Below are 12,902 nucleotides of genomic sequence, written 5' to 3' on the forward strand. Positions count from 1 at the left end.
ATAGAATAAAAGAAATATTACCTAAGATGGACAATTTGTATTTAGATATAATTAAATATCTAGAAACATAATTAAGAATTGTTTATTTTAGATAAGGAAATTACTAGCATTTAAAGAAGGAGAATTGGGAGTGACTCAAAAATCGCGATTTCGAAGAAATCGATTTTGTTGAGTCACCCCCGCACAGTTTATTAGATATCTAAAAAGCTTTTAAAAAGCGAATTTAGATATCAATAAACCACTGCGTCTATGAGCTCTTATATAAACTTTGTTAAATTTTAGGACTTTTGGGTCAGCCCCTTCTCCTTTTTTATTAAAATACAATCTAAAACTGGTTTTATCAATGGTTATTGGGAGTGTTTTGTGGTAAACTGTTACTAGTAAACATAGGAGGTATGAAGAATGTTAAAAGCTAATTTTTTAGATGTAGAATTATCTAATCCGTTAATGAATGCATCAGGAGTTCATTGTATGACGACTAAGGAACTAGATGAATTAGCAACTAGTGAAGCTGGGGCATTTGTTACTAAGACTGCCACTCGTAATTATAGAGAGGGAAATCCTGAGCCTAGATATTATGATACTGCTTTAGGAAGTATAAATTCAATGGGATTGCCGAATAATGGTTTAGATTATTATTTAGATTATGTTATTGAACGTCAAAGAGTAGGTGCAAAATTACAGTTTTTATCGGTAACTGGCATGAGTTATGATGAAAATATTGCTCTATTAAAGAAAATTCAAGAGAGTGAATATGAAGGAGTTACTGAGTTTAACTTATCATGTCCAAATGTACCAGGGAAACCTCAGATTGCTTATGATTTTGAACTTACAGACAAATTATTAGCTGAGGTATTCACATTCTTTACAAAACCTATTGGGGTAAAACTACCTCCATATTTCGATATTGCTCATTTTGATGAAATGGCTAAAATTCTTAATAAATATCCTCTTACATATGTGAATAGTGTAAATAGTGTAGGGAATGGTTTATATATTGATTTAGATAAAGAACAAGTAGTTATTAAGCCAAAAGGTGGATTTGGCGGACTAGGTGGAGAATATATTAAACCAACAGCACTAGCTAATGTTCGTGCATTTAGAGAACGCTTGAATCCTAGTATAAAAATTATTGGAACTGGTGGAGTTATAAACGGTAAAGATGTATTTGAACATATTCTATGTGGTGCTGATTTAGTGCAAGTAGGAACAACTCTTCATAAAGAAGGCGTTTCAGTTTTTGCTAGACTAACTAAAGAACTTCAAGAAGTGATGAAAGAAAAAGGATACTCAAGTTTAGATGACTTTAGAGGTAAATTAAAGGTAATAGAATAAATAATTATCATTCATATAGTATAATTTTAAATTAACGATAAAAATATAAAAGAAAAACAGATAACACTTGAAAATCATTTTGAAAATTGTTATTATATATTGTACAGACAAAATATAGCACATATAAAGGCAAGAATATGGCTTGCAAGTTTCTACCATCAGACCGTAAATTTGATGACTATGGGCATTCTTATTATAATGTTATTGGAGTTGGCCCAAAAATCCTAGATTTTAAAAAAGTTTACAAGAAAACTCATAGACGCAGTGGTTTATTGATATCTAAAATCGCTTTATAAAAGCTTTTTAGATATCTAATAAACTGTGCGGGGGTGACTCGACAAAATCGATTTCCCCGAAATCACGATTTTTGAGTCACTCCCAACTATTTGTAGTAGAATTTTAAATCGCCTATAAGTAATTATAGGTGATTTTTTGTATTTATATAGTTATATTTGTCAAAAATAATATATAACTAAGGAGAAAAGAATCTTGAAAACTTTTATTTTAAGTTTACAGCACGTACTAGCAATGTACGCAGGAGCGGTAATTGTACCGATAATTGTTGCTGGAGGTCTAGGTCTTTCAGCAGAACAAACAACTTATTTAGTGTCAGTTGATATTTTTATGTGTGGGATTGCTACATTTTTACAAGTGTATAAAGGGAAATTTACAGGAATTGGGTTACCGGTTGTTCTTGGATGTACTTTCACAGCAGTAGCGCCGATGATAGCAATTGGTAATAGTGCAGGATTAGCAACCATGTATGGAGCAATTTTTGTTTCTGGATTAGTTGTAGTTCTTATAGCACCATTTTTTGCTAAAGTTGCAAAATTATTCCCGCCAGTTGTTACTGGTAGTGTTGTAACAATTATAGGTATTACATTAGTACCAGTTGCGATGAATTATATTGCAGGAGGACAAGGATCGAAAGATTTTGGTAATCCTAAAAATATCGTATTGGCGTGTATTACGCTTGCAATTATTTTAGTAATTTATAAATTTACAACTGGTTTTATACACTCTATAGCAATATTATTAGGTTTAGTATCAGGAACTGTTATTGCTAGTTTTATGGGAATGGTAAGTTTAACAGAAGTGTCTCAAGCTGGGTGGTATCAACATCCAACACCATTTAAATTTACAGGTTTTGAATTTAATATTAGTGCAATTTTAACATTTACAATCGTTGGTATTGTAAGTATGATAGAGTCAACAGGAGTGTATTATGCCCTAGGAAATATTTGTAATCAAGAAGTAAAAGAGCCTGACTTAAGAAGAGGTTACTTGGCAGAAGGTTTAGCTGTTATGATAGGATCTTTAGTTAATGCTTTTCCGTATACAACATATTCTCAAAACGTAGGACTTGTTCAAATTTCTGGTGTTAAAAGTAAAAAAGTTATGTATGTTATGGTTCTATTATTATTGGTATTTGGATATATACCTAAAATAGGAGCTTTAGCAACAATTGTACCTCAACCAGTACTAGGTGGGGCAATGATTAGTATGTTTGGTATGGTACTTGCGTATGGTGTGAAAATGTTAGGAAATACTGATTTTGCTAAACAAGAAAATCTTATGATTATTGCTTGTTCTGTTGGTTTAGGATTAGGTGTGACAACGGTTCCTACTGCATTTTCTCAACTACCAAGTTTTGTTCGTATGTTTACTGATAGTGGAATTGTTTTAGGAACAGTTGTAGCAATCGTAATGAATTTAATCTTTAATAGGAAATCAAAATTAAAAAGGGCTCTAACCCAAAAGGCCTAAAACTTAACAAAGTTCATATGATAATTCATAGACGCAGTGGTTTATTGATATCTAAATTCGCTTTATAAAAGCTTTTTAGATATCTAATAAACTGTGCGGGGGTGACTCGACAAAATCTTGTTTCTTAAGAAATCGCGATTTTTGAGTCACTCCCATAGAGATAAGTATTTTTAATCAAGGTATTTTTATTAGAAAATAGAATTATAAAGGATGACTTAATAATATAGATTTTTATAAAATCATAATATTGTAGTCGTTCTTTTTTATCTGTATATGCCGAAAAATCAATGTTTTTTATATACAAAATATTCCATATGTAGTATAATTTAGTAAAGGTCAATTTTAGTCAATAAAGGAGGTGCCCTTATTATGAATAATAATATGACAGATATACTTGAACAATATATTAAGAGCTTATTTAATGAAGCTACAGAAGATCATATAATTATAAAAAGAAGTAATGTCGCACAAAAATTTGACTGTGTACCATCTCAATTAAATTATGTTATAAAAACTAGATTTACACCAGAACACGGCTTTATTATTGAAAGTAAACGTGGTGGTGGAGGATTTATCAGAATTACAAAAATAACCCTTCACGCAAATAAAGACTATATAGATTATTTAATTGAGACTGTAGATAATGAAACAATAGAGGTAGATGAAGCTGTAAGACTAGCTAAAATACTACTTGAAAAAGATTATATAGATAAATTTGACTACAATCATTTTATAGATAGTGTTGAAGTGATTACATCTGTTCATAATCAATTTTTAAATCATGTTGATGAGGATAGTGTTGAAGAAATGATTCGTCAAACAAAATCGAATTTAAAGGATTTAACTGTAAGATTTTTAACAAATATAAAATATAATAAGAGGGGATAAGGTTATGTACATAAGATTTAATGAAACGGCGCTTATGGTGCTAACTACAGCGAAGGAAGAAGCAAATGATTTTGGAGTTAAAGCTGTAGGAACAGAACATTTATTATTAGCTATGTTAAGTATGAATAATACATTGGGATGCAAAATACTAAATAAAAATGGTGTATATTATGATGATTTTAGAAAAAGTGTAGTAGATTTTTATGAAACAGAATTAGAAGGTACTGATTTTTATCGTAATGTTTTAATGAAGATAGATTATACTAATGGAGCGGTTAGAACTATAGAAAATAGTCAAAGGGTTGCTGATGGCACGTCTAGCTTTGTCGTTACGAGTGAACATTTATTATTATCTTTATTAGAAGAAGAAACTGGAACAGCAGTTCGTTTATTAACTGATAAATTAGGTGCAAATGTTGATCAGATAATTGATGAATTATCTGACTTATTGAAAAAAAGTCAAAGTCTGATTTCTAAATTATATGAAGGTTTCAAAAAAATGGAAGCAGCTGAAGACAGTTCAGCTAAAACTACGACATTGAATTCATTAGCAAAAGATCTTACAAAAGATGCATTTAATAATAAATTAGATCCAGTTATAGCCCGTGATAAAGAAATCACACGTATGATTGAAATATTAAATAGACGTACTAAGAATAACCCGGTGCTAATTGGAGAACCTGGGGTTGGGAAAACGGCAATTGTAGAAGGTTTAGCAGAGAGGATAGTCTCTCAAAATGTACCTAGTAACTTATTAGGTAAGAGAGTAATGGTACTAGATATGGGAACATTAGTTGCCGGAACTAAGTATCGTGGTGAATTTGAAGAAAGACTAAAAAATATTATCGCTGAAATTGAAGATGCAGGGGATATAATATTATTTATAGATGAAATTCATACAATTATCGGTGCAGGTGGAACAGAAGGAAGTGCAGATGCATCAAATATTCTAAAGCCAGCCTTATCACGTGGTTTGATTCAATGTATTGGTGCTACAACAACAGAAGAATATAGAAAATATTTTGAAAAGGATGCTGCTTTAGAACGCCGATTCCAACCAATCAAAGTAGAAGAACCGAGCACTGAAGATTCTATTAAGATTCTTGATGGACTACGTCATAAATATGAAGAACACCATGATGTAGAAATTTTAGATGAAGCTATTGAGTCAGCTGTAAAACTAAGTACAGCATATATTACGGATAGATGTCTACCTGATAAGGCGATTGATCTTATTGATGAAGCTTGTTCTAAAGTTAAATTAAGATTTTATAAATCACCAGAAAAATTAAAAGAATACGAAGAAGAACTAAACCGTTTAAATAAAGAAAAAGATAGAGCGGTAATTAATCAAGAGTTTGAAATAGCCGCTAAAAAACGTGATGAAGCTAATAAAGTAATTAATAAAATTGAAGAATTTAAGATTTCTTGGCAAGATAGCTTATCAAAAGATAAAATTAAGATTAGTGCTGATAACGTAGCAGAAGTACTTGCGGCTTGGACTGGAGTTCCAGTAACTAAATTAACGGAAACAGAAAGTGAACGACTTCTGAAATTAGAAGAGATATTACACAAACGAGTTATCGGTCAAAATGAAGCTGTAGTAAGTTTAGCTAAGGCAGTTAGAAGAGCAAGAAGCGGATTTAAAGCGCCGAATAGACCAATTGGAAGCTTTATTTTCTTAGGACCTACAGGGGTAGGTAAGACAGAACTTGCGAAAAGTTTATCAGAAGCCTTATTTAGCTCGGAAGATAATATGATTCGTATAGATATGAGTGAGTATATGGAGCCACATTCAATTAGTAGATTAGTTGGTGCGCCTCCAGGGTATGTTGGTCATGAAGAAGCGGGACAATTATCAGAACAAGTTCGTCAAAAGCCATATTCTGTAGTACTATTTGATGAAATTGAAAAAGCTCATCCATCAATCTTTAATATACTATTACAAGTTCTGGATGATGGACGTTTAACTGATGCTTCAGGTCGTGTGGTAGATTTCAAAAATACTATTATCATCATGACTTCAAATGTTGGGGTAAGTGAATTAAATGATCAAAAATTCGTAGGATTTGGTGGAAGTGAATCAATAAAAAATGATTACAAAAATGTTCAAAATACTATGATGGAAGCATTGAAAAAACAATATCGTCCTGAGTTTTTAAATAGAATAGATGATATTATTGTCTTCAAGACTCTTGAAAAAGAAGAATTAGAAAAAATCTCTGAGTTATTAATAGATGGTTTATCTAAGAGATTAGAAGATAGAAACATTACTATTAAACTTACGAAAAAAGCTATGGCTAAAATCGTTGAAGATGGTAGTATAAAAGAGTACGGTGCACGTCCATTAAAACGTAGTATTCAAAAAAATATCGAAGATTTACTAAGTGAAGAATTATTAAGAAATCCTGAATTATCTGGAACTATTAATATTGACTATAAAAATGATGAGTTTGTTGTAAAGAAAACTAAGAGGTAGCTATGGCAAAGGTAAATGTTAAGTATGAATGCAATGCCTGTGGTTATCAAAGTTTGAAATATATGGGTAGATGCCCAAACTGTAAAAAGTGGGCATCTATGGAGGAAGTAGTTGAGGCAAAAAAAGCTACGAAGCACACAGAATTTGAAGTAAAAACAAATGATACAGAACGTGTAGAAGCTGGGAAATTAAAATCAGTTTCTACACAGGATGTACCTCGAACTCTTACCGATAGTGGAGAACTTAATAGAGTTCTAGGAGGAGGAGTTGTAGGTGGTTCATTAGTTCTTCTAGGAGGAGATCCTGGAATTGGGAAATCTACATTACTTCTTCAAATATCAGCATATCTTGCAAAAGAACATGATGTCCTATATGTTACTGGTGAGGAATCTGTCAGACAGGTAAAAATAAGAGCTGATAGATTAAAAAATGACACTGATGAACTTTTTGTGTATGCACAAACTGATTTAAATTTAATTTATCAAGTAGTAAAAAAAATAAAACCACAGTTTTTAGTCATCGACTCAATTCAAACAATTTATAATCCTAATATGGAAAATTCGCCAGGGAGTATTACACAGGTTAGAGAATGTACACAGCAACTTATGAAGATTGCAAAAAGTTTAAATATTGCAATTTTTATTGTTGGTCATGTTACTAAGGAAGGAACTATTGCAGGACCACGTATGCTTGAGCATATGGTTGATACTGTGCTGTATTTTGAAGGGGAAGGTCAGCACAGTTATAGAATTCTTAGGGCGGTGAAAAATCGTTTTGGTTCTACGAATGAAATTGGAATTTTTGAGATGAAACATAGTGGGCTAGAAGATTTAGCTAATCCTTCGCAGATGTTCTTAGAAGAACGTAGTAAAAACCTTGCTGGAGCAACTATAATAAGTACTATGGAAGGTAGTAGACCACTTCTTGTAGAAATACAATCATTAACAACACCAACAGCTTTTAATAATCCGCGAAGAATTTCGACTGGATTAGAATATAATAAGTTAATATTATTAATGGCTGTCTTAGAGAAGAAGGCTGGTTATTTACTTCAACAACAAGACGTCTATGTGAAAGTATCTGGTGGTGTTAAGATTGATGATCCTGCTGTAGACCTAGGAGTAGTTATGGCGGTAGCGTCAAGCTTTAAAGACATAGCAGTTGATATGAACGATTGTTTCATTGGTGAAGTTGGACTAACTGGTGAAGTTAGAAGAGTTAGTAGAATCGAACAAAGGATTAATGAGGCGAAAAAACATGGATTTAAACGCGTAATAGTTCCAGTTGGAAATATGAAAAATTCTGATTTCCCAGAAGGAATTGAAATAATACCGGTAAAAGATATACGAGAGTGCTTAGATATAGCATTTGGTAATGTATTTTAATAAAAATTAGAGATGAATAGTTGAGAATCGATATGATTTTCCTATTCATCTTTTTGTATTATAATTTTAATCTATGAAGAATTCCAAAAGATATCAAATAAATTTATCTTGAAGTTAGAAGGAATATACTTTTTTAGTTTTTTATTTTATAGTGATTAAGTAGTTTTGTAAATAATAAAATTAAAAAAAATAATATTTGGAGTATATTAAAATAATTTTGTTGATTAATATTTTAGTTGATTATTGCAGATTATTATTATTATTATTATTATGGGCGACTTGACATATCTATTTATATAAAAAAATATAAGTATTTAAAATGAAAATAAGAAAATCTGTTTGAAGTGTTGGTGTCAATGGTTTTGATAGTATAAAATTTTATGGTAGAATATAAAGTAAATTTTAATTTATTTGACTATAGTCAAAGAATATAGCAAAAGGAGAAACCTAAATGGTCGGAAAAAACAACATAAAAAAACAATACGAACGCCGTGGTGAAAAAGTAGAAACATATTCCATAAAAAAGTTCAAAGTAGGAGCAGCGAGTGTTCTAATTGGGGTAGGTATATTTTTCGGAGCTGGTGTTGTAGAAGCTAGTGATAATGGTACTCAAGCACGAGAAGCTACTAATAGTCCAGATGAAGGAGTGGATACTGCTAATATCGTTTCAGAGAATTCTGTAAAACCAGCAGCTAATAAAATTGAAAATACTCATGAGAAAGTAGCTACAGCAGTTGCAGAAAAGTTAGTAGTTCAATCAGGTGAAAATAGTCAAGAGGAAGGTACAACAAAAGAAGTTGACAAGTCGCTTCTTAATAAAAAAATCGAAGAATTAAAAGCTCAACTAGAAAGAGTAAAAAATAATACTAAACAAAAATCACTGATAGATGAAGCAACTAAAAAGCTTGAATCAGCAGAAACATTATTTGAAAACAATTCTACGCAGGAAGAAGTAGATGCTAAAACAAAAGAGATTAGTTCTTTTATGACTATCTTAAAATCAATTAAAGCTGTGGAAACATCTAAAGAAAACAAAAATCAAGATAGCCGTAATGGTAAAAAAATAGAAGAAGGAACTGGCTTCCGTACAGGGGTGACAGACCAAGCTTTGACAGGGTCAATTCATTTTGATACATCAAAAGGACCAACAGAAAAACGAATTCCGGTAGCAAATAATGGAATGGGTGAACGTGTTATTAATATGGCGATTACTTATTCAGCTTCTTCAAATGATACAGTTACAGATGGTAAAGTACGTGTAACTATTCCAAAGGCTTTTCTTCATTCTAACAAAAAACCAGTATTTACAAATTCATCTTTTGTTAAAAGTACAGATGACCGTTCTACAGCTACTGATTATGTTTATGATTTAAATTTAAATCCAATGTCGGGTGGATCTGTTGCGGAAAGTTTATTAAAACTTTATGTAGGAACATCTATAAAGAATGCACCATCAAAAGATGATTCACTACCAGTGAAGACAGAGTTTATCAGTGGTGAAAATGTCTTATCTACAAAAACAGCAACAGCTACTTTTGATTACTTATCAGAAATTATTTATCGAGAAAACGATACAAGAGAAAAATTAGTGAAAAATTATTTACCACAGGAACAACGTGAATACAAACTCGGTTCTGTTGTTGATGGTAAGTTAACTCCTGTAAAAACTCCTTTTAGAATTCCATTAATTATGACAAATGATCGATTCTTCAATAATAGAGAAGCTGATGAGTTTAATCAAAATGGTAATGGTCGATTAACAAGTTATGATTATACAATTAGTGGAATTCCAGAGTTTTTAGAATTAGATCCTACTTCGCCTAAGAATTCAAAATGGACATTAGAAAATGGAGTAGCTACATTACATCCGGATCAAACTCGTGGAATTGACCAAATGTTATACTATGCAGGTCCTGTATTAAGATTAAAAGAGGGAGCCTTAAGTACCCCTGAAGAAATTGCAAAAGTTATTGAGACTAATGGAACAAAAGGTTATAGTGCTAAAATTGTTTATAATGCTGTAGGTCATAGACCAGACGGTTCATCATTCATGCAATCTCTAGAAAATCCAGATGGTTTTAGAATCTATGCAGGTGATGGAGCTCCTGCAATTGGAATGATGGAAGATCGTATTAATGCAACTACAGATCAAAGGTTATTCTCAAATGCCAGTAATGTAGATACATTCGGAACGACTTATAGACTTCCATTAAATAATTTAAAAACTGATGGAGGAACGTTACCAAGTCAATATTTAAGCTATTTTATTCCTAAAGATCAAGAAGGAAATTACTTTACTAAATTTAAATTAACACAGATTTTTACAAATGAGTCAGAAAATGGAAGTTCTTGGGTAAGAGGATATCATTCAGGATATAAAGATGTCCGTAGTCAATTCAAAGAAAACTTTCAATTATATGGTGTAAATGAAAATAATCAAGCCGAATTAATTAAAGATTATACAACTATTGATGAATTATTTAATGAGACTATTATAAATTCAGATAAAAGATATCATCATTTAATTTTAAAAACCCCTGGAATTGTTGATGAAGTACAAGATAAAGGGCAAGCCTCTAAAACAATTCTTGGACTAACATCAGATTTAGATGTAACGGTAGGTACTTGGAAAGAAAAAGCAAAAGATCCAACTATTCAACGTTATGAAAATAAAATTTCTCAAGTTTTATCTGCTAGTAATACGATTGAGAGTGCTATTGCTACTGAACGACCAAATACTGGTAGTAGTACCCCTGCTGTTCATACTAAAAAACCAACAACTTTAAGTTTAGGAATGCAACAAATTGGAGACCAAGAGTTAACAAAAGATAACTTAACAAGAGGAAAGAATATACCAATTGCAGTTCAATATACAGCAACAGATTATTTTAAATTAGCAGAATCTGAAAAAAATGGTATTAAAGTTTATGATTTAGATAAGCTAGATTCCAATATTAATAAAACAAGTGTAATGTTACTAGCTGATCCAAAGCTACCTTTAAAAGATTTCAGATTAACTGCTGATAATCGCTTATTATCGAAAAACACCTTATATTTTGGTGGGGTAAATGGTAGTGCTGCAAAAGATGCCTATAATCAGATTAAAGAATCTTATGATACTGTTAATCCAACACGTATTATTGAAAATTATAAGGGAACAGGTAAGCGCGCTTATATTTTTGAATCAAAAGATTTAGGGTTATCTAGTTATGATTTAAATAGAGATGGATGGATTAAAGGTGGAACATATAATCCAGTAGCACTGACTTTTGAAGTAGAAAATAATGGTCAAATCGAAAGTGGAACTTATAATATTGAATCTTACCTTGTATGGAATAGTGATTCTGAAACTTTATTTGGTAATGATCGTTCTTTAAATGCAAATTATGTAGAAGGACATGAACCTGGTTCAACGATTGCAAAATCAAATATTAATGTTACGATGAATAATGTTATTGAGTATTCAACATCATTAACAATATCAAAACCAGGGACAACAGGTACACGTGGAATTATTGATGTGAAGAATGGACAAGAAGTTATTCTAACACCTCAAGTTGAGAACTTAACAGATGCACCTCAAAAAATCAAAGAAGCAGTTGTTTTAATTCCTAAGAGTGAAGCAGTAACGTATTTAGAAGGACCTATTGTGGAGAATTCAGATGAGTATGATGTAGAATATACGACATCAACTGCGACTGACAAAACTACAGGAACTTATGTAACTGCAGATAAAATCACAAATTGGAAAGATGTTACTGCTGTTAAATATGTATTTAAAAAAGATTATACTGTAACAAAAGAACATGCCTTTACGCATAACTTTAATCTTAGAGTTGATGCTGATAATCCAAACTTTGTAGAAAGTACATCGCAAATTTTCTTGAAGAATAATCAAAATGTATGGTTAGAATCGAATACTGTTGGATTGAGAACAGAAGACACTCGTGGTAAACTAGAAGTTCGTTATATCAATAATAGAAAAGACGATATTCTTCCAAAAATTACTGAAAAAGAATTTGCAGGGCAACCATATACTACGACAAAAGAAGATATTATTCCTCGAGGTACTTGGTCAGGGTTACCGTATTTATTTAAAGAAATCCAAGCTGATTCAGTTTCGGAAACAGGAACTTATGAAAGACAAGTAACGAAAAAAGTTACTTATGTCTATGAGGAAGCAACATTTAAAGAAGAAAGCAAAACGATTACTCGTACAATAAATTATCTTGAAAAGAATAATGAGAGTAATGTAGTTGCTAATCCTGTTGTACAAAATATTACAGTTAAGAGAAAAATTTATACAGGTAAAGAAACCGGGCGAGTGGTAAAAGGGCCATGGGAATATAGAACTGATGCTTATCAACCAAATTGGTCAACAACAAATTCACCTAGAGTAGCTAATTTTGAAGCTCCAGATAGAGAAGTTATTGATAGAGTATTGGTTTCTCAAGATCTAATTAATAATGGGAACGTAGTTGAAAATGTTTATTACGAAAGAATTATGCCTATAGGTGGAGATGTAGTAGCAAAATACGTAATCGAAGGAACAACAACTGAATTAAAACAAGCAACAGATGTTGCTAAGGGATTAAAAGTTGGAAAAGAATATACTTCAACAGCGCCAGCAGCAGGTGAAGAATTAACAGCTAATGATGGGAAAGTTTATGTATATAAAGGACATAAAGGTACATCAGCTGCAGAAACGGGTACAGTTACAGCAGATAAACAAGAAGTTGTTTATGAGTACGCACCAAAAGTAGGTGGAAATGTTATCGCTAAGTACGTTATCAAAGGAACGACAACAGAACTAAAAGCAAGTACAAATGTCTCAACAGGAGCACAAGTGGGAAGTGACTATACAGCAACAGCACCACAAGCAGGAGAAGTACTAAAACAAGGTGAGTTAGAATACGTCCTAGAAGGCAGAAAAGCAGATTCAGCAGCAGAAGCAGGAAAAGTAACAGCGGATACCCAAGAAATCGTCTATGAATACGCACCAAAAGTAGGTGGAAATGTTATCGCTAAGTACGTTATCAAAGGAACGA

Annotated in this window: 6 protein-coding genes and 1 riboswitch; all 6 genes read left to right on the forward strand. The window is 31.8% G+C overall.

The window, feature by feature from the left end; genetic code table 11:
* The first annotated feature begins 402 nt into the window (after positions 1–402).
* Entirely contained in the window at positions 403–1,335 is a 933-nt protein-coding gene (locus RWN11_RS05375) for a dihydroorotate oxidase (RefSeq protein ID WP_314160748.1), read from the forward strand.
* A 99-nt stretch (positions 1,336–1,434) separates the two neighbouring features.
* A riboswitch (purine riboswitch) is annotated at positions 1,435–1,536 on the forward strand.
* Between the two features lie 288 nt (positions 1,537–1,824).
* Positions 1,825–3,102 carry a nucleobase:cation symporter-2 family protein gene (locus RWN11_RS05380; RefSeq protein ID WP_314160749.1) on the forward strand — a complete coding sequence of 426 codons (1,278 nt, stop codon included), beginning with the start codon at positions 1,825–1,827 and terminating at the stop codon, positions 3,100–3,102.
* Positions 3,103–3,471: 369 nt separating this feature from the next.
* Positions 3,472–3,990 carry a CtsR family transcriptional regulator gene (locus RWN11_RS05385; protein ID WP_314160750.1) on the forward strand — a complete coding sequence of 173 codons (519 nt, stop codon included), beginning with the start codon at positions 3,472–3,474 and terminating at the stop codon, positions 3,988–3,990.
* 4 nt (positions 3,991–3,994) lie between these two features.
* Entirely contained in the window at positions 3,995–6,469 is a 2,475-nt protein-coding gene (locus tag RWN11_RS05390) for an ATP-dependent Clp protease ATP-binding subunit (RefSeq protein WP_314160751.1), read from the forward strand.
* 2 nt (positions 6,470–6,471) lie between these two features.
* Positions 6,472–7,854, forward strand: a complete 1,383-nt coding sequence (radA, locus tag RWN11_RS05395) for a DNA repair protein RadA (RefSeq protein ID WP_314160752.1) — start codon at positions 6,472–6,474, stop codon at positions 7,852–7,854.
* Positions 7,855–8,305: 451 nt separating this feature from the next.
* On the forward strand, positions 8,306–12,902 hold a 4,597-nt coding region (locus RWN11_RS05400; protein WP_314160753.1), incomplete at its 3' end, for a YSIRK-type signal peptide-containing protein.

The organism is uncultured Gemella sp. (assembly GCF_963519265.1).
Taxonomy (GTDB): domain Bacteria; phylum Bacillota; class Bacilli; order Staphylococcales; family Gemellaceae; genus Gemella.